General features: G+C 39.6%; 29 protein-coding genes, 1 pseudogene and 1 other annotated feature. Of the genes and pseudogenes, 11 read left to right on the top strand and 19 right to left on the bottom strand.

Annotated elements, in window-relative coordinates:
* A pseudogene (locus tag ACFWE9_RS18320) lies at nucleotides 1-520 on the top strand (hypothetical protein); the annotation flags it as partial.
* Between the two features lie 359 nt (nucleotides 521-879).
* Here ACFWE9_RS18320 and ACFWE9_RS18325 read toward each other — a convergent pair.
* Both ACFWE9_RS18325 and ACFWE9_RS18330 read right to left on the bottom strand, forming a co-directional pair.
* Entirely contained in the window at nucleotides 880-1,260 is a 381-nt protein-coding gene (locus ACFWE9_RS18325) for a collagen-like triple helix repeat-containing protein (RefSeq protein WP_377358038.1), read from the bottom strand.
* 147 nt (nucleotides 1,261-1,407) lie between these two features.
* Nucleotides 1,408-2,331, bottom strand: coding sequence for a DNA-3-methyladenine glycosylase family protein (locus ACFWE9_RS18330; protein WP_377358040.1), 924 nt, complete (start codon nucleotides 2,329-2,331; stop codon nucleotides 1,408-1,410).
* A gap of 253 nt (nucleotides 2,332-2,584) precedes the next feature.
* On the opposite strand from ACFWE9_RS18330, the gene ACFWE9_RS18335 reads away from it, so the two are divergent.
* Together ACFWE9_RS18335 and ACFWE9_RS18340 are read left to right on the top strand one after the other, a co-directional pair.
* Nucleotides 2,585-3,181: a bifunctional transcriptional activator/DNA repair enzyme AdaA gene (locus ACFWE9_RS18335; RefSeq protein WP_377358072.1), complete on the top strand. Its 597-nt coding sequence runs from the start codon at nucleotides 2,585-2,587 to the stop codon at nucleotides 3,179-3,181.
* The gene (locus ACFWE9_RS18340) at nucleotides 3,171-3,698 is read left to right on the top strand and encodes a methylated-DNA--[protein]-cysteine S-methyltransferase (protein WP_230161297.1); all 528 of its coding nucleotides are present in this window, start codon (nucleotides 3,171-3,173) and stop codon (nucleotides 3,696-3,698) included. Before ACFWE9_RS18335 ends, ACFWE9_RS18340 begins: the two co-directional genes overlap by 11 nt.
* Before the next feature lie 97 nt (nucleotides 3,699-3,795).
* On the opposite strand, the gene ACFWE9_RS18345 is transcribed toward ACFWE9_RS18340, so the two are convergent.
* From ACFWE9_RS18345 to ACFWE9_RS18360, 4 genes are all read right to left on the bottom strand, one after another.
* Nucleotides 3,796-4,236: a DUF2690 domain-containing protein gene (locus ACFWE9_RS18345; RefSeq protein WP_230161421.1), complete on the bottom strand. Its 441-nt coding sequence runs from the start codon at nucleotides 4,234-4,236 to the stop codon at nucleotides 3,796-3,798.
* A gap of 81 nt (nucleotides 4,237-4,317) precedes the next feature.
* Nucleotides 4,318-4,779: a DUF2690 domain-containing protein gene (locus ACFWE9_RS18350; RefSeq protein ID WP_377358042.1), complete on the bottom strand. Its 462-nt coding sequence runs from the start codon at nucleotides 4,777-4,779 to the stop codon at nucleotides 4,318-4,320.
* 375 nt (nucleotides 4,780-5,154) lie between these two features.
* Entirely contained in the window at nucleotides 5,155-5,796 is a 642-nt protein-coding gene (locus ACFWE9_RS18355; RefSeq protein WP_377358044.1) for an NUDIX hydrolase, read from the bottom strand.
* A 53-nt stretch (nucleotides 5,797-5,849) separates the two neighbouring features.
* Nucleotides 5,850-6,065: a transporter suffix domain-containing protein gene (locus ACFWE9_RS18360; protein ID WP_230161423.1), complete on the bottom strand. Its 216-nt coding sequence runs from the start codon at nucleotides 6,063-6,065 to the stop codon at nucleotides 5,850-5,852.
* Nucleotides 6,066-6,367: 302 nt separating this feature from the next.
* Between ACFWE9_RS18360 and ACFWE9_RS18365 the strand changes: the two genes are divergently transcribed.
* A complete protein-coding gene (locus ACFWE9_RS18365) occupies nucleotides 6,368-7,048 on the top strand; it encodes a copper homeostasis protein CutC (protein ID WP_377358046.1) in 681 nt (226 codons plus the stop codon).
* A gap of 73 nt (nucleotides 7,049-7,121) precedes the next feature.
* On the opposite strand, the gene ACFWE9_RS18370 is transcribed toward ACFWE9_RS18365, so the two are convergent.
* Both ACFWE9_RS18370 and ACFWE9_RS18375 read right to left on the bottom strand, forming a co-directional pair.
* A complete protein-coding gene (locus tag ACFWE9_RS18370; RefSeq protein ID WP_377358048.1) occupies nucleotides 7,122-7,532 on the bottom strand; it encodes a UPF0715 family protein in 411 nt (136 codons plus the stop codon).
* A 193-nt stretch (nucleotides 7,533-7,725) separates the two neighbouring features.
* Nucleotides 7,726-8,463: a MerR family transcriptional regulator gene (locus ACFWE9_RS18375; RefSeq protein ID WP_377358050.1), complete on the bottom strand. Its 738-nt coding sequence runs from the start codon at nucleotides 8,461-8,463 to the stop codon at nucleotides 7,726-7,728.
* A 664-nt stretch (nucleotides 8,464-9,127) separates the two neighbouring features.
* Between ACFWE9_RS18375 and ACFWE9_RS18380 the strand changes: the two genes are divergently transcribed.
* Nucleotides 9,128-9,379 (top strand): DUF1256 domain-containing protein, encoded by a 252-nt coding sequence (locus tag ACFWE9_RS18380; RefSeq protein WP_230161308.1) that lies wholly within the window; start codon nucleotides 9,128-9,130, stop codon nucleotides 9,377-9,379.
* 158 nt (nucleotides 9,380-9,537) lie between these two features.
* Complete coding sequence (locus ACFWE9_RS18385) at nucleotides 9,538-10,410, top strand: DMT family transporter (RefSeq protein ID WP_377358052.1); 873 nt, start codon at nucleotides 9,538-9,540, stop codon at nucleotides 10,408-10,410.
* Nucleotides 10,411-10,614: 204 nt separating this feature from the next.
* On the opposite strand, the gene ACFWE9_RS18390 is transcribed toward ACFWE9_RS18385, so the two are convergent.
* Complete coding sequence (locus ACFWE9_RS18390; RefSeq protein ID WP_377358054.1) at nucleotides 10,615-11,124, bottom strand: GNAT family N-acetyltransferase; 510 nt, start codon at nucleotides 11,122-11,124, stop codon at nucleotides 10,615-10,617.
* A gap of 316 nt (nucleotides 11,125-11,440) precedes the next feature.
* Here ACFWE9_RS18390 and ACFWE9_RS18395 point away from each other — a divergent pair, with 316 nt between their 5' ends.
* Nucleotides 11,441-12,829 carry an L-cystine transporter gene (locus tag ACFWE9_RS18395; protein ID WP_377358056.1) on the top strand — a complete coding sequence of 463 codons (1,389 nt, stop codon included), beginning with the start codon at nucleotides 11,441-11,443 and terminating at the stop codon, nucleotides 12,827-12,829.
* Nucleotides 12,830-13,216: 387 nt separating this feature from the next.
* Here ACFWE9_RS18395 and ACFWE9_RS18400 read toward each other — a convergent pair whose 3' ends face one another.
* The 3 genes from ACFWE9_RS18400 to ACFWE9_RS18410 form a co-directional block, all read right to left on the bottom strand.
* Nucleotides 13,217-13,873 carry a phosphatase PAP2 family protein gene (locus tag ACFWE9_RS18400; protein WP_377358058.1) on the bottom strand — a complete coding sequence of 219 codons (657 nt, stop codon included), beginning with the start codon at nucleotides 13,871-13,873 and terminating at the stop codon, nucleotides 13,217-13,219.
* 289 nt (nucleotides 13,874-14,162) lie between these two features.
* Entirely contained in the window at nucleotides 14,163-15,512 is a 1,350-nt protein-coding gene (locus ACFWE9_RS18405) for an amino acid permease (RefSeq protein ID WP_230161317.1), read from the bottom strand.
* Between the two features lie 59 nt (nucleotides 15,513-15,571).
* Nucleotides 15,572-15,807: a binding site (T-box leader), on the bottom strand.
* 478 nt (nucleotides 15,808-16,285) lie between these two features.
* Nucleotides 16,286-16,519: a hypothetical protein gene (locus ACFWE9_RS18410; protein WP_377358060.1), complete on the bottom strand. Its 234-nt coding sequence runs from the start codon at nucleotides 16,517-16,519 to the stop codon at nucleotides 16,286-16,288.
* A gap of 221 nt (nucleotides 16,520-16,740) precedes the next feature.
* Here ACFWE9_RS18410 and ACFWE9_RS18415 point away from each other — a divergent pair, with 221 nt between their 5' ends.
* Nucleotides 16,741-17,904, top strand: coding sequence for an MFS transporter (locus ACFWE9_RS18415; RefSeq protein ID WP_377358062.1), 1,164 nt, complete (start codon nucleotides 16,741-16,743; stop codon nucleotides 17,902-17,904).
* Nucleotides 17,905-17,963: 59 nt separating this feature from the next.
* Here ACFWE9_RS18415 and ACFWE9_RS18420 read toward each other — a convergent pair whose 3' ends face one another.
* The 6 genes from ACFWE9_RS18420 to ACFWE9_RS18445 form a co-directional block, all read right to left on the bottom strand.
* A complete protein-coding gene (locus ACFWE9_RS18420) occupies nucleotides 17,964-18,266 on the bottom strand; it encodes a hypothetical protein (RefSeq protein WP_230161322.1) in 303 nt (100 codons plus the stop codon).
* 132 nt (nucleotides 18,267-18,398) lie between these two features.
* Nucleotides 18,399-19,040, bottom strand: coding sequence for a response regulator (locus ACFWE9_RS18425; protein ID WP_377358064.1), 642 nt, complete (start codon nucleotides 19,038-19,040; stop codon nucleotides 18,399-18,401).
* The gene (locus ACFWE9_RS18430) at nucleotides 19,033-20,079 is read right to left on the bottom strand and encodes a sensor histidine kinase (protein WP_230161324.1); all 1,047 of its coding nucleotides are present in this window, start codon (nucleotides 20,077-20,079) and stop codon (nucleotides 19,033-19,035) included. The genes ACFWE9_RS18425 and ACFWE9_RS18430 overlap by 8 nt, the downstream gene beginning before the upstream one ends.
* The gene (gene liaF, locus ACFWE9_RS18435; protein WP_230161326.1) at nucleotides 20,076-20,822 is read right to left on the bottom strand and encodes a cell wall-active antibiotics response protein LiaF; all 747 of its coding nucleotides are present in this window, start codon (nucleotides 20,820-20,822) and stop codon (nucleotides 20,076-20,078) included. The genes ACFWE9_RS18430 and liaF overlap by 4 nt, the downstream gene beginning before the upstream one ends.
* Nucleotides 20,823-20,970: 148 nt before the next feature.
* Nucleotides 20,971-21,606 (bottom strand): PspA/IM30 family protein, encoded by a 636-nt coding sequence (locus tag ACFWE9_RS18440; RefSeq protein ID WP_377358067.1) that lies wholly within the window; start codon nucleotides 21,604-21,606, stop codon nucleotides 20,971-20,973.
* 19 nt (nucleotides 21,607-21,625) lie between these two features.
* Nucleotides 21,626-21,973 (bottom strand): lmo0954 family membrane protein, encoded by a 348-nt coding sequence (locus tag ACFWE9_RS18445; protein ID WP_230161330.1) that lies wholly within the window; start codon nucleotides 21,971-21,973, stop codon nucleotides 21,626-21,628.
* Nucleotides 21,974-22,100: 127 nt separating this feature from the next.
* On the opposite strand from ACFWE9_RS18445, the gene ACFWE9_RS18450 reads away from it, so the two are divergent.
* Genes ACFWE9_RS18450 through ACFWE9_RS18460 form a run of 3 tightly spaced genes read left to right on the top strand, consistent with a single transcriptional unit; the run spans nucleotide 22,101 to nucleotide 23,451 of the window.
* Nucleotides 22,101-22,733, top strand: coding sequence for a hypothetical protein (locus ACFWE9_RS18450; protein WP_230161332.1), 633 nt, complete (start codon nucleotides 22,101-22,103; stop codon nucleotides 22,731-22,733).
* A gap of 11 nt (nucleotides 22,734-22,744) precedes the next feature.
* Entirely contained in the window at nucleotides 22,745-23,119 is a 375-nt protein-coding gene (locus tag ACFWE9_RS18455; RefSeq protein WP_230161333.1) for a hypothetical protein, read from the top strand.
* On the top strand, nucleotides 23,116-23,451 hold the full coding sequence (locus tag ACFWE9_RS18460) for a hypothetical protein (protein WP_377358070.1): 336 nt from the start codon (nucleotides 23,116-23,118) through the stop codon (nucleotides 23,449-23,451). Before ACFWE9_RS18455 ends, ACFWE9_RS18460 begins: the two co-directional genes overlap by 4 nt.
* A gap of 75 nt (nucleotides 23,452-23,526) precedes the next feature.
* Here ACFWE9_RS18460 and ACFWE9_RS18465 read toward each other — a convergent pair whose 3' ends face one another.
* Entirely contained in the window at nucleotides 23,527-24,141 is a 615-nt protein-coding gene (locus tag ACFWE9_RS18465; RefSeq protein ID WP_230161338.1) for a TetR/AcrR family transcriptional regulator, read from the bottom strand.
* Nucleotides 24,142-24,227 lie beyond the last annotated feature (86 nt).

The following is a 24,227-nucleotide window of genomic DNA, read 5'->3' on the forward strand; positions in this document are numbered from 1 at the left end:
GGATGCCGGGGGCGGCCTGCTCGAACCGGGCTGCGGCGCGGACCAGTTCGGCCGGGTCGCCGCTCTCCTCGTACCGGTTTTAAGTATGCGGTATTCAATCAACAAATCTGATATTATGGAGGAAATTAGTGAAGTAAGACCCGATGCTATTATAAGAGATGGTTTAAATGAAAATTTATTTGTCACAAATAGTCAAAAAAAGCTACAATTTATTATTACTGAAAAAGAAGGCAAGAAACTTTTACTCTCCGCTGGAAATGATTCAAATACTGAAATCAGATATGCCATTATAGCTTTCAAGGATTGGGAACAAGTTACTGTTATAGATAACAAAGAAGTATTATATACAACTGTACCTCCAGAAACGAGACACCTTTTTCATTTTAAACTACCCAAAGTTAAACATGAAAGTAACTTCCAATTCATTGCCCTCCCATTTCCTTATGAAGTAAGCCCTATTAATTATGAGAGTCAACAATCATTTGGTTCTTTCAGAGTCGTCATTCAAAATAATGAATAACAGAAAGGATTTAAACCAATTGTCCACTATAATTACTATATTAGGTTTAATAGGTATTTTTGTCATAATTGTTTTTTTAGCCATTGTAAAAACTATGAAAGATAATTTCAAAAGATAGTTGTTTTATCAAAGCAATCGGGAAGTTAGTCCATTACAACTCATTCTCTATTCTACTAGTCGGCAATCCCATGCGTTTCACTTAATAAATTATAGCGTTCAAATGAATACAAAAGATCATTCTTGTTTTTAAAGAATTATCCAATTACACAGTATAAGGGCATGTTTGAACATGCCCTATATATTCGTTCATTTATTAAAGTTTCTTGTATTAATTCGGTAAATTTGTTTTGAGCATTTTTTCAAAAACAGCTAAAAGATCTGATTTGTCTTGTATCGATTCCAAAAATCGTCCAGAACCTGCCATTCCATCTAAAACCTGCAACGGACCGCGGGCCGACAAAAATCGGGTAATACCAAAAACTCGCCCCATTATTCAGCCAGATGAACGTATTCCTGAATAAACAAAACGAAATCGCCCCTGGATCTACAGCAAATGTTGAAGCCTGTTGTTGAGGGATAAACGCTGGCGGGGGAGCTGTTGGTGCTTGCGAATAATTCGGTTGTCCCGGTTGGCCAGGAAATCCAGGTACGCCTGGTATGCCTGGAAATCCAGGTATGCCAGGAAACTGTCGTTCAAGATAAGCTTGATCCTCATAATGATACGTTGGGTACATATACATGGTCATTCACCCCTATATGATTGAATGATATAAGGTATGATATATGGACCTAAGTTGTTTGGGCTGCCAGGAATAATGAAGAATGGCAATATATCTCCGAAAAATGAAATATATCGACGAAATCCACAGTTATATCGAAGAAGCACTTCAGTATAGCAATCTCCATAAATAGAATGTTGCGTATGACTCCCAACCTGCCCACGCTTTCGATTGCTTCAGAATTTCCGCTTTTGTAGGTTTCACTTCCGTCTCCATGACCAGCTTCATTGAATTATGCAGCCCAACGTCATCGATTGGAAAAGCTGCTGGATAACGTAAACACCTCATCAGTACATAATTCGCTGTCCACGGACCAATTCCACGTACTTTGGTCAGCATTTTTTCAGCCGCTTTTACATCCTTTGCATTCAACAGCTTTTCTTTCGTAAGTTCTCCTTGCACGATCAGTTGAGCCACTCCTATTAAATATTCGCACTTCTTTACGGTCATTCTCATCTCGGTAAAATCTTCTACAGTTAATTCCGCTATCACCTCAGGTTTTGGAAACAGCCAATAATGCTTTCCTTCACATTCTACAAATTCACCAAATCCCTCAACAAGCCTCCGTTTCAAGGTATAGGCGTAAGTCAAGTTAATCTGCTGTCCAAGAATTCCCCAGGCAATAGCTTCGAATAGATCTGGAATGCCCATGTTTCTTAGACCGAAGAATTGGTTTACTGGCATTTTCAGTATAGGGTCATTTTCGGCTAGCTCATAAAAAGGCAGCAGATTTGTGTCAAGATCGAACCAGTGACGAATGTATTGGGAAACAGCGCCTTTACTATATTTTTCCAATGCTTCATTCCGGCCAGGAAGTCGAACGGACAGCTCCGTTTCGTTCTCAGCACTGATTTCCACTATAAGTGTCTCATTTTCTACAGCCAAGGCGCGATATATCTTTTGATCAACAATTTCGAACAGACATTCGTTGGAGGATCGGGCCAAGTATTTAAGGTTTTCCGAAAAACTAAACTCTTTGGGTGTATGAATTCTCCAATCATTGCTTTCTTCTATTGATAATATCTCTTTCATCTTGCGCCTCCTTTGTCTTGCTCTTTTATTCTAATCAAGGAATAATTACGTTATCTTGCTCTTTTACTCATCTCCACTGGATATCAAAAATAAAGAGATTATCGCTTCATCCCGCGTATTTCAATTAACTCCCTAATTTTAACAGATACTTCATGCCTTCCATATGCAAAATAATTACGTTATCTTGCTTTTATATTATTGAAACGGTTGCATATCAACACTTTCTTGTATACTAAAAGGAGAGGTGAATGTGATGATTTCGAAAAAGTCAGACATTCCGAATGATTATTGGAAGGCGATTATAGATTGTGATACAGCGTATGATGATCATTTTTTATATGGAGTGAAAACAACAGGCATCTTTTGCAGGCCTTCCTGTAAATCAAGGGTGCCGAAAAAGGAAAATGTGAAGATTTTCAAAAATGCCATGATGGCTTTGGAAGAGGATTTCCGGCCGTGTAAACGGTGTAAACCCGAAGGATTGATCCTGCCGACAGAGGACTGGATTGAACAAATAACAGAATGGATTGACAAACATTTCAGCGAGCCCCTCACATTGAACAAATTGGCGGATATTTCACACGGCAGCCCCTATCATTTACAAAGATTATTTAAGCGTGTGAAGGGGATATCGCCCACTGAATACATTCAACGCCTTCGTCTTGAAAAAGCAACGAGACTTCTTGAAAGCTCCGAACAGCCTGTAGCAGAAATAGGATTGGCTGTAGGTTTCTCAAGCACACCCTATTTCATAACGTTATTCAAAAAGAAAATGGGCGAGACACCAATGGGATACCGGAAAGATTATATTCAGAACGTAAGGAAGGAGAGCGAACAAGATGAGTGTTAAAGAACAAACCATTGACTGGTCCATTTTACATTATGAGAATTGGCAATTATATATGGCCAAGACAGATAAGGGACTTTGTTACGTAGGTTCACCGGATCAATCGTATGAGGAACTGAAAGCTTGGATACAAAAACGCTTCCCTATGGCGAGACTTGTTGAAAATGAAGAGGCATTAAAACCGTATCTAAAGGAAGTGCAAGAGTATTTTGAAGGAACTCGGCAAACTTTCTCTTTTGCCAATGATGTAAATGGAACTCCCTTTCAACTAGAAATTTGGGACGCATTGAATCAAATACCCTATGGGGAAACCTGTTCATATTCCGATATTGCAAGAATCATCCAAAGGTCTACAGCTGTTCGGGCTGTCGGAACGGCCATTGGTGCCAATCCTGTTCTGATCACGGTTCCATGCCATCGGGTAATCGGAAAGAATGGATCTATAACCGGTTACCGCGGAGGAACGGAGATGAAGCAATATCTCCTTCAATTGGAAGCACAAAATGGAAGGGATAAATGAATACGATGCATTTACTATCAGACCAAAACAATTTTACATTACTTCATTACTAAAAAAAGCATCCGATTATTCGGATGCTTGCAAAAAATCACTACTTCTAGAACCAAATGGTCACCGCTTTTTTATATGCATCACTATTAGGGATCGCATGTATCCCTTGAGCCTGTGCTTTACGAGGATCCAAGTCATATACCATTGGTGTATAACACGAGGTCTGCCCCTTATTCACCACACCATTTCCCCCGGAACTTGCGCACGTATAAGCCTTACCATCAGTACTGCGGATGATTCTCGCATCCGCATCATGATTATATACGGCCGGACGGGTAACGGTGACTTTCGCCCAGGCTGTTTTACAGGTCGTGCTGAATTTCAATTCTACGTACGAAACGGAATCGATCCATTTTTTATCCTTCGTTACAGCCGAGCTTGCACAACTATTATAGTTAGGGCTTTTTCCATCATAAGTATGAGTTTCTGCCAATGCTTGATCATTTCCGAATACGAAAAAATCGAGAATGAATATCGACATAGTCATCAGTATGGATAAACCTATCATTTTAAGCTTATTATTCAAGTCATTCATCCTTTCTTCGAATAACATAGAGAACCTTTATCATTAATACCAGCCTGTTTCACCTGCTGTATAAGGCCAATATCCTACTGCTTGTGCTTTTCGCGGATCTAAATCATATACCATAGGTGTATAGCATGTTGTTTGTCCTTTATTTATTTCACCATTTCCACCAGGAGATGCACAACTGAATTGCTTATTATCAGTATTGCGGACAACCAATGCCGTTGCCTCCCCATCCGATTTAGCTGGCCTGCTTAAAGTGATCTTTGCCCAAGCCGTTTTGCAAGTCGTGCTGAATTTCAACTCCAAGTTGGCAGAAGCACCGTTGGCGTTAATTTTCACAGACTTCTTCGTCACTGCACTATTCGCACAATTATTATAGTAAGGACTTTTTCCATCATAAGTGTGGGTTTCTGCCGATGCTTTGCTGACAAAAGAATCCAGGGAGCCAAATAGAACTAAAAAAGCTACAAAAAATGAAATGCACAAAACCATTTTTTTCATTGTTTCACTCATCCCCTTAACAAAAATTTATACACTGTTCATATTACAATTTTGTAATATTCTTACAAGTGATAAATTCCCCAATTCATGAAGATCGGCAGAAACTCTTTTAACTTTCATCCTTCTACAACTCTTACAGTCTGGTATGTCTCGTTTTACCATCAAAATCAACAGACGGACAAAGTCATTATCCCCATGAGAAATTCAGTATAAGGAAGAGATAAATGAAGGGAATTTACGTCTCACGTGGAATCAACACGAGCCAATAGGCTCCTTTGGCTGGAATAAGCACAGGTCGATATACTTAAATGGATGAGTATCCTATAAAGAGAAAAGCCCCAACAAAACTCGTATTGTTTTGTTGGGGCTTCACGTTCACTTAGCACTTGGCGTCTTAGATAAGTTTTCTCTGATCAATCTAATGATGCTTATATAATAGGAACGATCATGCGGCACAAACTCATCTCTTCCTACATAGCGATCGATCATCATTCTTTTGTCTTCTTGATTTATTTCAAATCCCTGGATATTCACTTTTTCCTTCGCTTCGGTCCAAAGCTCTTCGAAATCATTCAATACGACTTTAACCAACCCGGAAACCTCTTCTTGTTGCAGGATGAAATTATCGAAGTGATGAGTACTTACATATAGAAAGACGTTTGCTAATTCTTTGTCGATGAAATGCTCTTTTGTTTGTTGGTATTCGATAATCCCCAATGGAACCAACTCGTCAAAGGAAACATCAATGCCTATTTCTTCTTTTATCTCCCTTACTCCGTCATATACTGTTTCATGAGCCAGCAAATGGCCGGCAGCCGTAATATCCAATAGGTTCGGATAATCTTTTTTCATTGCACAGCGATGTTGAAGATATAGATATTCCACGCCCGCTTCCCTGCTAACGAACCAACAATGAAAAACCTCATGCCAATGTCCCAGTCTATGTACCTCTTCACGTGCAGCCACGCCGATTTGATTGCGCTCATCATCGAATACTTTCAACATCTCAATTTCCATCGCTCGTCCCTCCTTTCCTTCCTAGACCCGGAAAATTCAGTAGCTCCGTTGCTTCATTCTTTTTCTTTTCTCCAATTTTTCGGGTTTAAATAACCTTTGTATTTTGCAGCCACTTCTTTCCCAACCAATAGCGCACCTACCCAAAACATGACTTCTGCAAATACGATCGCCCCTGTTATGACCCCAGCTTTCACCGCAGTCGAAAAAGGCGTAAAGGGAGCTATTACAGGAATGATCCAAGTGAGGAGGGAAATGATCAAGAAACCCATCCCTATTTTGTAAAACCTCGATTTCGTTACTTCCTTACCTTCTTTATCCAATTAAATAACCTCCATAATGATTAAATTGCTTTACTTACTCGCCAAACATTCACTTACAAGAATACCATCTTGAATATATTCTTTTTTTATACGTTTGAATGCTCATTTCGTTTCAAAATATGAGAAATAAAGAAATGCCAGTTGAGGAAAGCTAGCAAAGATCGGAACAGGCATTTGAAATGTGTCCAGGTTATAATAACTATGAAGAACATACTATTTATCATACTAGTAAACCAAGAAAGGAAAATCCCATGTACATTGAATTCATTGCCACGACCATAGAGGATGCCATTTTAATCGAAAAATCGGGTGCAGACCGAATCGAGCTCGTCAGTTCTTTAACCGAGGGCGGATTAACTCCCAGTCACGCCCTGATAGAAGCTATCGTGCGTTCAGTCAACATTCCCGTCAACGTGATGGTAAGGCCTCATAGCCAATCATTCTGTTACTCTCAGAGTGATCTGGATATTATGAAAAATGATATCGAGATGATAAGTACCCTTGGAGCAAACGGTGTCGTATTGGGTGCATTAAATGAAAAAAATGAAATCAATCGATCATACCTCGAAGTGCTATTAAAGGCATGTGAAGGTTTGGACGTTACATTCCACCGCGCCATCGATGATACGCCCGACCCAGTCCGTTCAGCTCAAATGCTAGCAAAGTATCCGGAAATAACAACGATCTTGACCTCCGGCGGCCATGGGGATTTTCCCAGCCGAATGAAAACCATTTTGCAAATGAAAAACGTCTGCGGCGACATATCACTATTGGTGGGAAGCGGCTTGAATAAGGATAATATCCTTTCAATCTCTTCTGAACTAAATACCGGTTACTATCATTTCGGTACGGCTGTTCGAAGAAATAACAGTCTCATTGAAGGAGTTCAATTGGAAAAAGCGAAAGAAATTGTAAGCATGCTAAAGATATAAGGACATTCCGCTTAAATTTCAAACAATGGAAAGGGACCTATTCTTTGGTCCCTTTTTTGCTATAGATGGCTATTCATTTTTGTAAAAATACCGAGTCCCAAAGCCAAAAAATAATAGCTGCAGAAAGGCCTAATACATAGTAATTCATTGTAGTTAATACATCCATACTGATATCAAAATTAAGCACCCAACTAAAAATGAAAACAGCCAGCAAAGAGAAAAAAATATAAAGGCAAAAATAAATGAAACTGAATTTTTTAGGATGCTTATTGAAGTGGACCTGTACCGGAACGGCAAATAATAAATAAGGGATAACCAAATAAAAAGAAAATATGATAATGCCAGGCAGACCCCAGGAGGGATCACCGATAAAAATAACCATCACCGTTGAAAGCGATAGACAAGAAGAGACTAAACATAAGAAATAGTATGGTATTACATCGCTTACCTTCGATACCTTTTCACTCAATTTCCAAAGTTCCATTTTACCCTCCACAAATGCATGATTCCCTTTTATACGGATAACGCATTAACACCATTATTCTTCATTTAAATGTACTCCGCAACAAACTAATGGGAATTTTCACATAACCTTAAGGTTCAACAAAAAGGCTGCCGCAGCAACCTTCCAAATATAGTGCCGATATAGCCTTTTTAGGGTCCCCAAAACATTCACATTAATTTTTGTTAGCATCAGCAAAGTGCCCCATGGCATCGCACATGAATTTGGCTAATCCATCACCATATTGGTCGATATTTTTGGTGAACCGCTGATCATCAACATACATTTGGCCTAACCCTTTGAAAGCATCTAGTGAGTATGTGCCAAAGTTTTGGTTTAAACAATCATACCATTCTTTAATTGCTGCTTGTGCTTCCTCCGATTCAGGTGAGGAATTTCGGATTGAAGCAAGTTTTGTATAGATTTCCGATACAGCTTTTTGTGCCTCTTTGGACATGCCCGCCACTTTAGCATTCGACTCATCAACCGCTTTATCCCCCCAAAGCTTGCGAGCTTCTTGTTCATATGGATTCTGACTGAAGTCAAACCCTTCAAATTTTTCTTTATTCGTCATTTGGATTTCCCCTTTCATATGCTTGAGCGACTTATCGACCGTGTTAATTAATTTATCAAGTTGATTGCGTTTCTCCAGTAACATTTTTTGATGCTGCAATAACGCCTCTTGTTTATCGAACGAAGAACTGCTTATGATATGTTTAATTTCCTTTAAAGGCATGTCGAGTTCCCTGAAAAACAAGATTTGCTGCAACATCTCAAGATTATCATTGGAATACAGACGATAACCAAAATCGCTGGTCTCCTCTGGCGATAATAACCCGATTTCATCATAATAATGCAGTGTCCGCACACTGATGCCAACTAAATCAGCAAGTTCTTTCACTCTCATCGCCACTGCTTTTACCTCCTTTCGATATAAATAACTGTAAGGTATTACGTAACGTGAAAGTCAAATGGAAAAATGAAGTTTTTTGACCTAACTTGAAAAAGACGATCCCTCCTAATGAAGAATCGTATCTGTAGAAAAAGATCACTTTGTCAAAATCACCTAACATTTCGGTTTAAAGTCTAATTGACCATCGTTTTTCCTCTAATAACTAAGTGTTCCAGAATTGTTCATATGGTATGTATTAAAATTCCGCTTTAAATAACTACTTTACATTCGCCGGCACCAAAGCAGTCATATACCGTGCAGCCTTGAAATCCCTTTGCCCTGAGATTTTCATGGATGCCGCAACGATAATCTAATTGCAGATTTGTACATGGTGTACCACCTTCTTTATCAAAGGCAAAACCAGCGAATTTTGCCTAGTCCAATACTTACACTTCCTTCAATTAAAAAGTGGTTCTGCGTAACGATTAATTTCAAATTGTCCGGACCACAATTAATCTCGAATAAAAAAACAGCGTACATATCTAGTGATTATCTCATCTGTTTATTTGTATTTTGTTAATATACTGATTAACTGGATCTTTTGGTAAAATAGAGGAAAACAATAACATATAATAATTAGAAAAGATATCACGGAACTCTAGTAAATAAGAGAAGGGGTGTAGGCATGTATCCTTTTAACGGCAGAAAAAAAGGGGAGACAAAAAAAGAAGTGCCGTATCGCAACTACATGTTGGAAACAGAGACAGAAGGCGAAATAGACGAAATGTCTTTTCAAATCGCAAAAATTCTTCCCCCAAGTTCCAAAGAGATCATCTTTTTATGTATTGGTTCAGATCGTTCCACAGGAGATTCATTCGGACCTTTAGTAGGGACGATGCGAACAGTTATATACTACATACAACCAATTGTTGTATGATGAGTTTACTATAATAATTGCGAAAGTGAGCTGAAAACCGATGATGCATTCACCACTATTTGAAAATGATGTGCCAGTAGTTATTCTTCCTTAACGGCAGAAAACTACAACTCCGTTAAGGACAGCAATAATTGTCTAAAGAAAACGGAGGGTGCAAAGTGAAAAATACCTTAATAGGTTCTTTATATTTATCAATCGCTGCCAGCATTTGGGGCGGGATGTATGTGGTGGTAAAGGTTGTGGTGGACACAGTACCGCCACTGGAATTAGTTTGGTTCCGCTATATCATTGCAATTGTTCCATTGCTGATCATTGGGATTGTAACAAAACAATCATGGCGTATTGAAAAACGTCACTGGCTGTTAATTTTCATGATTGGGCTCATTGGTAATACAACTTCCATTGTAACCCAGGAGATTGGTACGATGCTCTCCACTGCACAAATGGGTGCCATTATCACTTCAACGACACCGGCATTCATGGTCCTATTTGCGCGAATCATTTTAAAAGAAAAGATAACGTTACGAAAAGCACTCTCAATCATTCTAGCTTCAATTGGTGTCTGTATTATTGTTGGAAATGCGAATATCAATTCATCCAACCAACTTGGTGCGATAGCGCTGCTTATTGCTGCATTAACATGGTCGCTTATGTCTGTTCTTATCAAACGTGTACCTGGGCAATATTCACAAATTGTCGTAACCACCTATGCCATTCTGGTATCCATTGCCTTACTAACGCCTTTTACAATTAATAGATTAGCTAAACTCGACTTTGAAGCCATGGTGCATCCATCTATTTGGGGCGGGCTTTTATACTTGGGAGTCATTTCGACAGCAAGTGCCTTTTTACTATGGAACCGCGGATTGCGGATGCTCAATGCTTCAAGTGGCGGTTTATTTTTCTTTTTCCAGCCTATAGTCGGTACCTTTCTAGGCTGGCTATTGCTAGGTGAGCAAATTGGCTTGGCTTTTTGGATGGGTACTCTATTAATCTTTATTGGTGTTATCGTTGTCATTCGAGAAGGATAAGCATCTAGAAAAAGCTGATTGGTGTTATATGCCGATCAGCTTTTTCTATTCCCTTTGCTTTCATTGTAAGCTCTTAATTATCGTTCAATCCGTCAGAAAGTAATTGTACCCATTCTTCCAGTGAAAGTTTATCCTTCATATGCTTATATGCATCCGGACTTCTATCGGACACATGCGTTCTTATAATAGAACAAAACGAACGATTTATAGGTTCCTACTATAATGATAGAATGTTACCTTTTGACCGGTAACCACATTATTTTCCCCATTAGTCGAAATCCGTTCAAAACCGTTTTTCTCCAAAACCTTTTGCGAGGCAATATTGTCGCTTGTCGTTTTCGCGTGTATTTGAATCACATTCAATCCCGGCGCTAGATTAACCAATCTCTTTAGAGCTTCGTTCGCTATCCCCTTTTGCGTAAATGCTTCACCAATTCTATAACCGACATCAGCCGTACAATCGATGGGATCTATATCCACAAGGTTAATCCTGCCAGCAATTGTACCTGAGCCATCCTTAATCAAGTAAAAATAGGAGAGTCCAACTTCTTGTTCATTCAATAATTCCTTATGTCTGACTTTAAAGTTTTCAAAGCTATAATAATCATCTCCGCGACTCGGTACTGTTTGTTCAAAAAAACTTCTATTATCGCATTCGAATGTAAATAACCCTTTTGCATCTTCATCATTAAGCATTTCAATGGATATTTCCATCGCTGCTTCACCCCTATCAAATATTTCGCATATCTTTTAAAATTTGATCCTTCATCATTTGATTCAAGAAACCAAAAGACTTATCCTTCCTGATACTATATATAATGGAATAATTGTACAGAGATTGATCCTTGAGCGTCGAAAGAAGCTTATACCCTTTATTATCCTTCAGTTCAGGAATATGGTTACATACATGAATATCTTCCGATGTCAAAAATATATTATTTTTATCTGGTAAAAAATCAAAGGATGATGTATCATAAGCATCAGATATTTATTAAACTTATTAGCTTAATCGGAATTAGGAGGAATATATATGATTGGTTATGTGTTTTTAAATCTTGCCATAATGCTCATTCTTTTAGGCGTTTTATTTTACATGAATAAAAAACATGTCTCCTTTACAAAAAGGGTCTTTACTGGTCTTGGTTTAGGGATTGTATTTGGACTTCTTTTGCAGTATTTCTATGAACCACAATCAGAAGCGATCGTTAAATCGGTCGATTGGTTTAACATTGTTGGTTCTGGCTATGTCAAGTTCCTGCAAATGATTGTTATGCCGCTTGTCTTCATCTCGATCTTGTCCGCATTTACACGGTTGAAACTAACTAGCAATATCGGAAAGATCAGTGTCTTGATCATCGGTATCCTGCTTGGAACGACTGCGATTGCAGCGGCTGTTGGGATTACGTCCGCAACTGTATTCAATTTGGAAGCCGTTCAAATCGAGCAAGGAGAAGCAGAGTTAAGCCGTGGGGATCAAATATCTGAAACATACGGTACGATTCAGGATAAAACGATGCCACAGCAAATCCTTGAATTGATTCCGTCAAATCCATTCCAAGATTTAACGGGGGCACGTCCGACTTCGACCATTTCCGTTGTGATTTTTGCCGCTTTTCTTGGAATTGCCTATTTAGGGGTCAAAAGGAAGCAGCCTGAACATGCAGAATTTTTTGCTAAAATAGTAGATACATTGCACAGTATCATCATGCGAGTAGTAACTTTAATTCTTCGTTTAACGCCATACGGAATCTTGGCAATCATGACGAAGACGGTAGCAACGAGTGATTTGGACGCCATCCTGAAATTGGGGAAATTCGTGGGAGCCTCTTATGTCGCCCTGATAGTCATGTTCCTCATCCATTTGTTATTGCTGACGCTTGCAGGATTGAATCCAATAGTATATTTGAGAAAAGCTTTCCCAGTATTATCATTTGCCTTCACTTCAAGAACAAGTGCAGGTGCCCTACCATTGAATATCCAAACACAGAAACAACTTGGGGTGTCCGAAGGTATTGCCAACTTTGCTGGATCCTTCGGTCTGTCAATCGGTCAAAACGGCTGTGCCGGCATTTATCCGGCCATGTTAGCGGTCATGATCGCACCAACAGTGGGAATCAACCCACTCACTCCATCCTTTATCGCGATGTTGATTGCCATCGTGGCCATTAGCTCTTTCGGGGTTGCCGGTGTAGGTGGAGGAGCAACATTTGCTGCCATTCTAGTATTATCTGCGATGAACTTGCCAATTGCCTTGGCTGGACTTTTGATTTCCGTCGAGCCATTGATCGATATGGGAAGAACCGCAGTGAATGTCAGCGGAAGCATGACTTCAGGTATTCTTACAAGTAAAATAACGGGAGACCTGGATAAGCAACAATTCAGCGAAGAATCATCTTTGAAAATAGAAGCTGAAATGTAAAAGCAAAAGCATCAAACTTTCTGTTATGGGAAGTTTGATGTTTTTTTTGTATAGGCTATTAAACCTGTATAAAAATCACTTCAACTGCTTTTGGTTTTCCTGAGCGTATATCCACAATAAATAAGTATACCCAGCATCGTTATCAAACTGCTCAGTATCAAATTAACGTTCCCTTGATAATGTGTCTGTTTCAATAAAAATTCTGGTGCAAAAAGGAGTTTCGGAATGATGATGGAAACCCAGGATTTGCTCCATAAGTATCTTTTAAGCTTATCTTGTCTACTTAATCAGATTAGCTTTGACCTTCACACAAAAAGCCACTGTAAAATATCTACCCATGGGAGCAAATCTATTACTGTGGCTTTTTCTTTCATTTATGAACTGTGATCACTTTTTAAATTGCCTCGCTGGATAATGATTGGCCTGATAGGCCGATAACGCTTGGAACATATACTGTATCGCTGCAAATACCCCACAAGCAAGAAGTATTCCTGCAAGTACATCCAATACGGCATGCTGTTTCGTAAATAGGGTGGAAAGGATAATCAGCGTTCCAAATGTGGTGACACTGGCATATTCCCATTTATGCTGTTCTTTCCGTTTATGGGCAACGATCATCATGATGAATGTAGTCAGTACATGTATACTCGGAAGACAGTTGACAGGCTGATCATGACTATAAACGAATCTCATTAATTGGGCAAAGATATCACTCCCCACCACATCTGGACGCGGGACTGTCGATTGCCAAAGACAATACACAAGAAAACAGAGAAGTTTCCCTGATACCAAACTTCCTATAGCAACAAAATAGTGCTTACGATCAACAAAGCAGTAGTAAATCATCAATCCATATATATATGGATACCATAGTAAATAAGGAACGACAAATTCTTTAATAAAGGGAATCTCTCTATCTATTATTGTCGTAACATCGACTGCGTGACCTGAAGATTGATTGATGATCGAGTAAATGGAACTAGTAAGAACCAAAAGGAATAAATAATATAACGGGTGAAAGGATAAAATCGAGTTGTTTTTCATTGTTTGCTCCGTCTTTCAATATATTGGTTATTTTCCAAAGATTATTATACTACATTTTTCATTAAATGAACTCTTTATATGCTTAAATAATGATTCCCAGGAACTACTAAACTGGATATCTCTTACTCTTTCCAACAGCAGAACAAAAGGATCAAATTTCCCATTCTTTTGTATGACAAAAGGATCTGATTTTCCATTCAAATAATGACAAAAGGAAAGCCATGGTATACAATACCACGGCTAGAAACTGAAACTCTATACAAGAGAGGAAGAGGTGTTTTTTCTTCTGCTAGATTTTGTTAAGACGTCTTTTCCATACATACGTTAAGGTAATAAAGATGTAAATGCTAAGTGTAATGATCGTAACGATTATGGAAGTCGTGAAAATGATTCCAATCAGGATCGTTATTAACGCGATAATTGCAGCCCAGGTCGTATAAGGGAACCATTTGACCGAATAGGCACTAGTTTTTCCGGACTCTTGTTTACGTGACTTCAAATGAGCGACGGCAATAATCAACCAGATGAATAATACGGTATATCCCAGCGATCCCATTAGGAAATCGAAGGTCTTGCTTCCAGCAAATAATGAAATCAGTACACCACCATATAAAGCGGAAGTACACATGAAGATTGCGTAAACAGGAACTTTCTTCTTGGATAAACGTGAAAATATTTTAGGAACACGACCGTCCACGGCTTGTGTATAAAGAACACGGGATGAACCATATAATCCAGAGTTCATTGATGAGATGATCGCAAGTAAAACAACGGCGTTCATAATATGGTCGGCACCTGGAATCCCTATCATTTGAAAGACCATTACAAACGGGCTTTCCGGCACCCCGTTCACTTCGTTCCAAGGAATTAAGCTAACGATGATGAAAAATGGGATGATATAGAAGGAAATGATCCGTACCAATGTGCTGCGAACAGCTTTTGGAACCACTTTTTCGGGATTTTTCGTTTCAGCTAATGTGACCCCGATAATTTCCGTACCACCATATGAATAGATTACCACCAACATCGCAGTGATTAATCCTGTGGGTCCGTTCGGAAAGAAACCACCGTGGTCAGTCAAGTTAGAAAAACCGACGGCTGTATGATCACCATACGTTACGAGCAGTAACAATAATCCAGCTATGATGAACACGATAATGACGGTTATTTTAACTAATGCAAGCCAGTACTCCGTTTCGGCAAAAACTTTTACCGACAGCAAGTTAATCGCTGTTACTAACACGGAAACAGCTAATGCCAGTATCCAAATTGGATATCCAGGCAGCCAATATTGAAGGAAAATAGCTGCAACGACTGATTCGGCCGCTATGTTCAATACCCACATTTTCCAATAAATCCAATCAAGGAAATAAGCTGGATACTTTCCTAAAATAGATTGAACCAAATCCCTGAATGTTCTTGCGCCGCTATTGCGGACCGCCATTTCAGCTAAGCCTTGCATGATGAATAATAGGATGATGCCTCCTATCAAGTACGCAATAATAACGGATGGGCCTGCCATATCAATGGCGGAACTGCTTCCTTTAAATAAACCTGCCCCGATGGCACCACCTAATGCCATCATCGTAATATGCCTTGAAGTCATTGTCCTCTGTAAATTCCGTTTGTCCGTTTCCATATCCTTACCTCCCAAAATTCAAAAAAGGCATATCGTCTCTTCCTTCATAATCAAATGAAGAAAGAGACGATATGCCTTATGCTTACCGCGGTACCACTCTTATTGGCTCTTTAAAGAACCCTGCTTTAAACCTTGTAACGAAGGTTAATCGTTAAATACAAAGAGAATAGATCAAATCTAATCTTTTGCTTTACCACTCCCAGGCAAGTTCAAAGTATCATTGGACTGCGTTGCACCACCCCGCAGCTCTCTTTACCGAATAATAGCTTTTACTACTCCTGATCATTGCGTTTCAAAAATTATTTCTGAATATTTTTAATAATATCCATTACTATACGGACTCGAAGTAATTTTGTCAATAATTTTTTCAGAATAATATTTACCAGAAACAACGCTTAGGGAATTGCCATACAAAATCAACAAAATTACTATTCGAAATTAAAGAAGATACATGTCTTATGGGCAACTACTTTTTCACTAATACAGTTTAAAAAATGATTGGTCATGAACTTAAAGAGTTATTATGAAATCTTCTAAATGATTATAAAGTTGTCCTTCTCTTTTATAATATCTTCCCTATTATGGTAATCATACGCAAAAAAGACTAACGAATGATATAAGATCTATTTTGCTTTTTTATCATGTAAGATAAACAATAAACAATCTTTAATATTTATTATCTATCAATCATTAAGAAATTCCTGCTGGAAAAACCCAACAATCAAATCAATAAATTAATAAAAGAGTTCATACTATTTTCCTATCCACAACTTTTAAAACGCCATCCCTAACCATGATGCAGCCACCATCAAAACCCCAACGACAATTACCACAACTGGCCCTACAACAATTAATCCAAATAGCAAAGAGGCTACCGCGTCCATGAAGGTTCGAACGGGACCTACTTTTTCCTTTTTATTCGCTTGCTCCGTTAATAAGTCTTCAATATGACCGACTTTTTGTTTCAATTCCTGCAACTCTTGAATCACTTTTGTGTCTTGATCCATAATTTTATACACTCCCTAAACTTAACAATAAATGTTAATTCTATCACTTACATCCATTTTCAAAAAGTGCAATGTACTCTATTCCATCCTTGAAACCCACTCTATTTGTCTATTTTCAGCCATTAAATGTAAAACTATTTTTTCAAAATCTGTCATCAATGTTACAATTACAAGGTTGAAATTAAACCAATCTATAGAACACGTGAGGTATCATACTTTTTATGAAAGCATTACGATTACTAAAAAGTTTTAACTTTTTATATTTTGGACTGCTTGCCATTTTCATTCCGTTTCTCCCAGTCTATCTCGCTGATCAAGGTTTGCGTCCAGCCCAAATCGGATTCATCATCGGTACAGGAGGTTTTGTCACCCTCATCACCCAGCCTTTATGGGGAATGATAAGCGACAAAACGAGAACTATACGAAAAGTCCTGTTGTTACTCATCTTTTTCTCGAGCGTAATCGGGTATTTTCTTTATGACTCAAGCAGTTATCTTCAGCTCATCCTGTTTGCCATGCTGCTATATTTCTTTCTGATGCCGATAGATCCCCTGACGGAAAGCCTCAACTTTACGATGGCAGAGAAATCCGGGATCAGTTACGGTTCCGTCCGGACATACGGTGCATTAGGTTATGCGGTCATATCTCTGATCACCGGCTATGTGATGTCATACTTCGGAGCGAACAGCCTTGCCTTCCTTTTTGCCGGCATTGGTTTGATCAGTTTCATTGTCAGCTGGATGATGCCTGATGCACCCGTTTCAGGGAAACCTGTCACCTTAAGCAGCCTTAAGCATTTTTTCAGCAATAAAGAGACACTTCTCTTCCTGTTATTGGTCTTTATCTGTGCTGTTCCAGCGCGGATGAACGATACTTTCCTCGGCGTGTATATCCGGGAACTTGGAGGAAGTGCCAAGCTTGTAGGCTTGACCTGGTTCTTAGCGGCGGGAAGTGAAATCGTCGTATTCGCCCTAAGCTTCTGGTGGCTGCGCAAAGGTAAGGAAATCATCATCATTTCGTTTGCAGCAGCGTTTTTCTTTATCCGCTATTTCGTCTCTGCCTGGATTACCGATCCACAACTATTAGCTTATTTGCAGGTCATGCAGCTATTGACTTTCCCGATTTTCTACTCGGCTGCCATCCAATATCTATACCGGATCGTTCCGGTGGAGTGGCGTGCCACAGGCCAGACCGTACTGGCGCTGCTATTCTTCGGGGTTTCGGGAATCATTGCTTCTTATATTGGCGGCGCCATATATGGGGCTTTCGGGGGCAAGACCCTTTACCTTTTCATCTCCTCCATATCCTTTATAGGAATGGTATTCGCTTTGGTACTTTATCGTATATATGGCAAGAGGCTCGATACTGCCGAGGAAGCGGTATAATCCAAAAAATGCATGAAAAAGAGCATGTTTTGATCAAAACATGCTCTTTTTGCATTCCGTTAGCGAAATAAAGGGGCAACCGTTAACATTAGTACCGAGAAGCAAAGCAGGATTGTCGTTGTCCTGTTTGAGAGTTTTACTTGTCCGTCATTTTTATAGAACCCTGAAAATTGAAGGCGGTTTTTATAGAGTACATAAAGTAATGGAAAAATTGCCATACCAACACCCCATCCGCCTGCGGTGTTCTCTACGGTTATACCAAAAATCGCATAGATTGAATGAATGATGAACCCCATTATCATTCCAATAACAAAAATAATAGTGATGATCCGAAATAATTCTAAGATAACTCTTAACATCATTTCACCTGCCTTCTGCCTGCTTTCCCTTATCCGTAAAAAAAGGCTGCCGCGAAGCAACCTTGAAAGAACTTTACAGGATGGTGTAATTCCCTAAATATAACAAACATTCAACTATTAGTAAATAGACGCTTTTTACTCTTCTTCTTGAACGAGCGAATGCTTAAATGCGTAAATCACTGCTTGCGTGCGGTCCTGCACGGCCAGCTTGCTTAATATATTGCTGACATGGACTTTGGCTGTTTTCAGGGCTATGTATAGTTCATCCGCAATTTCCTGATTCGTTTTCCCTTGTGTCATCAGCAGCAAAATTTCCATTTCCCGGTTTGTCAATTGATCATGAGGCTGGGTAATCTTTGGGCGGCGCAGCTTTTCCATCATTTTCCCCGTCACTTCAGGTTCAAGTACACTTTGACCCTGGAAAGTGGAACGGACGGCTCTCGCAATCTCGCTGGCCTTTGATGTTTTCAGCATATAGCTCGTCGCTCCGGCTTCCAATGCCGGGTACACTTTTTCATCATCCAGGAAGCTTGTCACGATGATGATCTTTGCTTCAGTCCATTTTTCGATAATTCGTTTCGTCGCTTCTATGCCGTCCATTTCCGGCATGACCAAATCCATCAAAATGATATCCGGACGCAATTCCATTGCCAGCTCAACAGCCTTCAAGCCATTGTCCGCTTCCCCGATCACTTCGATATCCGACTGCGCGGATAAATAAGCCGATACTCCTATTCTTACCATTTCATGGTCATCGACAAATAATACTTTAATCATCATGATCACCTCCAGCATTTAATAATGGGATTTTCACTTCAAGTTTCGTTCCTTTATTCGGAACGCTTACAAGTTGCATCGTTCCGCCTAATTCAACAGCCCGTTCATGCATGTTTTGCAGACCATATGAGCCCGTTTTCGACTCCTCGACGTTAAAACCAACGCCGTCATCCGTTATCCGTAAAATGATCAGCCCATCACGAACGATCAATAGAACTTCAAGCGAGTTCGCTTTTGCATGTCTTAGTGTATTGGAAATCGATTCTTGTAAAATCCGAAACAAATGGTCCTCAATCCCCTTATCCAGAGTGACAGGCTCCATCTTCCAATTTATATCCATCGTCACTTTTTGGGCCAATTCCAAAAGGAGCTCCTTCATTCCTTCATGTAAAGATTTTCCCTTTAATGCAACAGGTCTCAAGTGAAGCAATAACGCCCTCATCTCAAGTTGGGATTGATGGATCATTTCTTCCACTACCTTGAATTGTTTCATTTCCGTTTTTTCCATATCGGATTGTGATTCGGTGATGGCCGACATGAACATCGAAGCGGCAAACAATTGCTGGCTCACCGAATCATGCAGTTCCCGCGCCAAGCGGTTTCGTTCCTGTGAAACGATTTCCTGGATCTGTTTCTCCTGATCAATGGCCTTTTCATTCGCCATTTTTTGCGATAATTTTGTCTGCTCATTGATTTGCTTATGGATCAGTTGCATCCGTTCCACCATTTTAGCCATCTCTTGGACTGGATACGTCTCCTGTTGCGAAGGTAAGCGGCCCTGTTCAAGTAAATACAGCCCTTCATTCACCCTTTCCAGCTGCCGCTTCCAAAACATCCCCGAAACGACTCCATAAATCAGCCCTACCGTCATGACCAGGCTTGGCAGGAATATGACGAAGGGTAATCCCATGACCACTTTCTCCCACAATAAGCTCCAGTCGGATAAAGGAAAAATGAAGAAAACCGCCGCCGGCAAGGCAAGAGAGAGAACGAAAGCAACACCAAGGGCAGTCAATATCTGACGTGTCAGTATACTCATATCCGCTTCACCTCTAAATCCCCAACTAAAATGGAAGTGATGATATGAACCTTGTGATCCGTTTCATTGAACCCTTCTGTTTGGTAGGAATAAATTTGATTAAAGACCCTGGATTCAGGCTTATTTTCGAAAATTCGCGCTCTGCCTGCCACGACAGAATGATGGACTCTGATTTCGATGCCGTACGGTACAAGCACAGTGATATTGCCAATGATATTCCTGATGGAAATGACAGCGTCGCCTTTCGGTAAAATCGTTTTGCTTAAATCGATAACCGTATCACCGACCCCGCCCTGAACATTCACGGAATTCCATTCATATACATGCTCGGCCGTTTGTTGATGACCAAACAACTTATTTTTAAAAAGGTAATCGGTTTTCAATAAACGCTCTTTATTGATCCGTTCTTCGTCCATCTCTTCATTGGTCATAATGGGGTTGATCCAATCAGGATTCTTTTTCGACTGATAATATAAAAATAATAAATAAACGAGAACGGCCACAAGGAAAAATCTAAAGACGAACATATTTAAGACCGTGATGATAAGGGAAATCGCCCCTATAAAAAATAGGACTTTCCCGATTGACCGTTTTGTGAATTTCCTGCCTAAATAGATACATCCTATTGAAAAAGCGAGGGAAAAAAGGAGACCTCCACCCGTAAATGAAATCTCTAAAAAAAGCAGGACGACTCCGATGAGAAGTATCCATCCCATATAGTCCGTCTTCATCTTGTTCAACATCGGTTCGCCTCCCCTGTATATGATCATGATATTCTTAAAAGGCACAGGAACCCGTGCCTTTTAAGAATACCATGAAATTATCACGTTCTGACAGACTGTTTTCCCCCACCCTTCATTCCAATAGGTCAGGGGATAACAGCAATGCTGTTTACGCTTCTTTCTGTTCCAATTCTTTTTCAAGCTGGACGATCCTAGCATCGATCGTATGCCTATTATAATCTGTATGGACTTGGTGCTCGATGCGATCGATATAATGCTCCATATCTTCAAACATCGCCACCGGCTTGGCTTCAGAGCGGCCGCTATCCAAAACGCGATTGATCCTATAGTTTGCCCGGGCAATATTTTCCCTGCCCATCAATTCCATTCGCTTTAGATGCATATCCTTAAGCTTATGCTTCATTTCTTCATATTTCCGCTCCAGTTCAGCCAACTGAACCTCTGCACTTTTATGCGCCTCCTTCAAACTTGACGCACGATCTTCATAGTGCAAGCTCTCTTTCAAGGCAAATTCCATTAAATCGGTTTCTCCAGACTGCTTAGCAATCTCGGCCTGATGTTTACGTTTTTCAGCTAGATTTTGTGCTTGACTAATTTCACGCGTAAACTCTTCTTTCAAAAGATATTGACGCTCAAGCAGCTTGCCGACCTTTTCTGTCTCCTGCTCACATTGACGCAAATATTGATTTAGCATGCCAATGGGATTTTTTTGCTCCTTTTTATCAAGCAAATCGTAAAAATCCGCTGAAATCGTTTGTTTCATTCTGTTAAATAAATTACCCATTCCAATTCCATCCCTTCTATTAGTTCTTATTCAACTCTTTCCACTCTCTTTCAAAATTTGAGAATGGGTCATTTTCTTTCGATGATGCACTTTCATCATTTTCATTCCATTTTTTATAGACCAGGTAAAGAACATAAGCTGCCACCAATCCTAATATTGCCGGGATATGGGAAATAGCAACGATCAGCACGATAATGGAGACTGATCCCCACGCAATCTTAGCTCCTGTCGATTCGGACTTCATGAACTGCTTGAATCCAAAATAGAGGATCGCCAAGCAAATCGCCAGGCTGATCAATGGACCAACATTCGCCAGTAACAGGAATAATGCGATCAGTCCTACAATAAATAAACCAAATTTCTTCATTGTTTTCGTCCTCCTTTCCTTGTTTATATCTTATCTACTTTTACAAGTTCGTATAATGAGCCTTAGCTATATTTTCTAGTAAGACTTAAGGCGTAGACGCTATAAGTCCCACGCTAATGAGGGAGTTATGCTCCTGAGTTTAGTGGGTTTACTCGTAAATTCTGCCTCTTTACTCGTGAATGGATGCTTCACCTCGAGTTGGTTGATTTTCACTCAAGAATTTGCGGCTATTATCCGAGATTTGATGCTGTTTCTCGTGAATTCTGCTGGTTTACTCGTGAGTTTGAGCGTTTTACTCGTGAATTTGGACACTTTACTCGTGAGTTTTGGAGTTTTACTCGTGAATTTGAGCGTTTTACTCGTGAATGGATGCTTCACTTCGAGTTGGTTGATTTTCACTCAAGATTTTGAGGCTATTATCCGAGATTTGATGCTGTTTCTCGTGAGTTCTGCTGGTTTACTCGTGAGTTTGAGCGTTTTACTCGTGAATTTGGACACTTTACTCGTGGGTTTTGGCGTTTTACTCGTGAATGGATGCTTCACCTCGAGTTGGTTGATTTTCACTCAAGATTTTGCGACTATTATACGAGATTTGATGCTGTTTCTCGTGAATTCTGCTGGTTTACTCGTGAGTTTTGGCGTTTTACTCGTGAATTTGGTCACTTTACTCGTGAGTTTTGGCGATTTACTCGTGAATGGATGCTTCACCTCGATTTGGTTGATTTTCACTCAAGATTTTGCGGCTATATACGAGATTTGATGCTGTTTCTCGTGAATTCTGCTGGTTTACTCGTGAGTTTTGGCGTTTTACTCGTGAATTTGGACACTTTACTCGTGAGTTTGAGCGATTTACTCGTGCATTTGGGCACTTTACTCGTGAATTTGAGCGTTTTACTCGTGAATGGATGCTTCATTTCGAGTTGGTTGATTTTCACTCAAGATTTTGCGATCATTATACGAGATTTGATGCTGTTTCTCGTGAGTTCTGCTGGTTTACTCGTGAGTTTGAGCGTTTTACTCGTGAATTTGGACACTTTACTCGTGAGTTTTGGAGTTTTACTCGTGAATTTGAGCGTTTTACTCGTGAATGGATGCTTCACTTCGAGTTGGTTGTTTTTCACTCAAGATTTTGCGACTATTATATGAGATTTGATGCTGTTTCTCGTGAGTTCTGCTGGTTTACTCGTGAGTTTGAGCGTTTTACTCGTGAATTTGGGCACTTTACTCGTGAATGGATGCTTCATTTCGAGTTGGTTGATTTTCACTCAAGATTTTGCGATCATTATACGAGATTTGATGCTGTTTCTCGTGAATTCTGCTGGTTTACTCGTGAGTTTTGGCGTTTTACTCGTGAATTAGGACACTTTACTCGTGAATTTGAGCGATTTACTCGTGAATTTGGGCACTTTACTCGTGAATTCTGCTGGTTTACTCGTGAGTTTGAGCGGGTTATAAGTGGTGGGAAGATGAATTCCTGATAAGGTGAGAAAATCTTAAAAAAATTAAATCTTCCGATTGTATAAAACCGGAAGATTATTGTATTGCTATTATCACTACAAATACAAACCTTCGACGTAAACTGAGGTAATGGTTTGAGCAATCTCTTCGACAGTACATTGATGTTCGTTTCTGACAATTTCCCACAGATACATTTCATTTGTGAAAAACCACCCTCTTGCCACAAGCTCATGGTTTAATTCAGCTCTTGCCAGCCCATTTTGCTGTGCATAGGCGACGTCCTTTGAAATTCGCTGAATGAACTTCATGCGGATCGCTTTCCATTTATCTGAAATAACGGTTGATATCCCAATGGCCTGTTCGAAAACCTGCATCATATTGCGTTCAGCTTCTGCCATTTTCAAAAAGGCATTAGCTTGTTTGTTTATGATATGTTTTGCCTCGTCTTTAGATTTTGGAAAGAAAGAGGTCTCGGCAATTTCATAAAATTGCTCCATTACATTTTCCATTAGTACAATTAACAGATCCTCTTTCCCTTTAAAATGAACATAGGCCGTTCCGTATCCGATGTTTGCCCTTTTAATCATTTGGGAAATAAGCGCGGCTTGATAACCTTCTTCAAGAAATATTTCCTTTGCAGCTTCCAATAACTTTTGACGTGTCATGATTGAGCGTAAATGCCGTTTATCCCCTACTTTGCCATTCTCCATGCCTATTCCTCCCCTTATCCTCTAGCATAAAGGATTTCCATAAAATAAAAAACATTTGTTAAAAAGATTGATTTAATATTTATAAT

It is taken from the genome of Peribacillus sp. NPDC060253 (genome assembly GCF_042727425.1).
GTDB lineage: Bacteria > Bacillota > Bacilli > Bacillales > DSM-1321 > Peribacillus.

Excerpts from the sequence above, each read along its gene's own strand:
- ACFWE9_RS18325 (WP_377358038.1), bottom strand. The coding sequence starts at position 1,260 with ATGTATATGTACCCAACGTATCATTATGAGGATCAAGCTTATCTTGAA.
- ACFWE9_RS18330 (WP_377358040.1), bottom strand. The coding sequence starts at position 2,331 with ATGAAAGAGATATTATCAATAGAAGAAAGCAATGATTGGAGAATTCAT.
- ACFWE9_RS18335 (WP_377358072.1), top strand. The coding sequence starts at position 2,585 with ATGATTTCGAAAAAGTCAGACATTCCGAATGATTATTGGAAGGCGATT.
- ACFWE9_RS18340 (WP_230161297.1), top strand. The coding sequence starts at position 3,171 with ATGAGTGTTAAAGAACAAACCATTGACTGGTCCATTTTACATTATGAG.
- ACFWE9_RS18345 (WP_230161421.1), bottom strand. The coding sequence starts at position 4,236 with ATGACTATGTCGATATTCATTCTCGATTTTTTCGTATTCGGAAATGAT.
- ACFWE9_RS18350 (WP_377358042.1), bottom strand. The coding sequence starts at position 4,779 with ATGAAAAAAATGGTTTTGTGCATTTCATTTTTTGTAGCTTTTTTAGTT.
- ACFWE9_RS18355 (WP_377358044.1), bottom strand. The coding sequence starts at position 5,796 with ATGGAAATTGAGATGTTGAAAGTATTCGATGATGAGCGCAATCAAATC.
- ACFWE9_RS18360 (WP_230161423.1), bottom strand. The coding sequence starts at position 6,065 with ATGGGTTTCTTGATCATTTCCCTCCTCACTTGGATCATTCCTGTAATA.
- ACFWE9_RS18365 (WP_377358046.1), top strand. The coding sequence starts at position 6,368 with ATGTACATTGAATTCATTGCCACGACCATAGAGGATGCCATTTTAATC.
- ACFWE9_RS18370 (WP_377358048.1), bottom strand. The coding sequence starts at position 7,532 with ATGGAACTTTGGAAATTGAGTGAAAAGGTATCGAAGGTAAGCGATGTA.
- ACFWE9_RS18380 (WP_230161308.1), top strand. The coding sequence starts at position 9,128 with ATGTATCCTTTTAACGGCAGAAAAAAAGGGGAGACAAAAAAAGAAGTG.
- ACFWE9_RS18390 (WP_377358054.1), bottom strand. The coding sequence starts at position 11,124 with ATGGAAATATCCATTGAAATGCTTAATGATGAAGATGCAAAAGGGTTA.
- ACFWE9_RS18395 (WP_377358056.1), top strand. The coding sequence starts at position 11,441 with ATGATTGGTTATGTGTTTTTAAATCTTGCCATAATGCTCATTCTTTTA.
- ACFWE9_RS18400 (WP_377358058.1), bottom strand. The coding sequence starts at position 13,873 with ATGAAAAACAACTCGATTTTATCCTTTCACCCGTTATATTATTTATTC.
- ACFWE9_RS18405 (WP_230161317.1), bottom strand. The coding sequence starts at position 15,512 with ATGGAAACGGACAAACGGAATTTACAGAGGACAATGACTTCAAGGCAT.
- ACFWE9_RS18410 (WP_377358060.1), bottom strand. The coding sequence starts at position 16,519 with ATGGATCAAGACACAAAAGTGATTCAAGAGTTGCAGGAATTGAAACAA.
- ACFWE9_RS18415 (WP_377358062.1), top strand. The coding sequence starts at position 16,741 with ATGAAAGCATTACGATTACTAAAAAGTTTTAACTTTTTATATTTTGGA.
- ACFWE9_RS18420 (WP_230161322.1), bottom strand. The coding sequence starts at position 18,266 with ATGATGTTAAGAGTTATCTTAGAATTATTTCGGATCATCACTATTATT.
- ACFWE9_RS18425 (WP_377358064.1), bottom strand. The coding sequence starts at position 19,040 with ATGATTAAAGTATTATTTGTCGATGACCATGAAATGGTAAGAATAGGA.
- ACFWE9_RS18430 (WP_230161324.1), bottom strand. The coding sequence starts at position 20,079 with ATGAGTATACTGACACGTCAGATATTGACTGCCCTTGGTGTTGCTTTC.
- liaF (WP_230161326.1), bottom strand. The coding sequence starts at position 20,822 with ATGTTGAACAAGATGAAGACGGACTATATGGGATGGATACTTCTCATC.
- ACFWE9_RS18440 (WP_377358067.1), bottom strand. The coding sequence starts at position 21,606 with ATGGGTAATTTATTTAACAGAATGAAACAAACGATTTCAGCGGATTTT.
- ACFWE9_RS18445 (WP_230161330.1), bottom strand. The coding sequence starts at position 21,973 with ATGAAGAAATTTGGTTTATTTATTGTAGGACTGATCGCATTATTCCTG.
- ACFWE9_RS18450 (WP_230161332.1), top strand. The coding sequence starts at position 22,101 with ATGCTCCTGAGTTTAGTGGGTTTACTCGTAAATTCTGCCTCTTTACTC.
- ACFWE9_RS18460 (WP_377358070.1), top strand. The coding sequence starts at position 23,116 with ATGAGATTTGATGCTGTTTCTCGTGAGTTCTGCTGGTTTACTCGTGAG.
- ACFWE9_RS18465 (WP_230161338.1), bottom strand. The coding sequence starts at position 24,141 with ATGGAGAATGGCAAAGTAGGGGATAAACGGCATTTACGCTCAATCATG.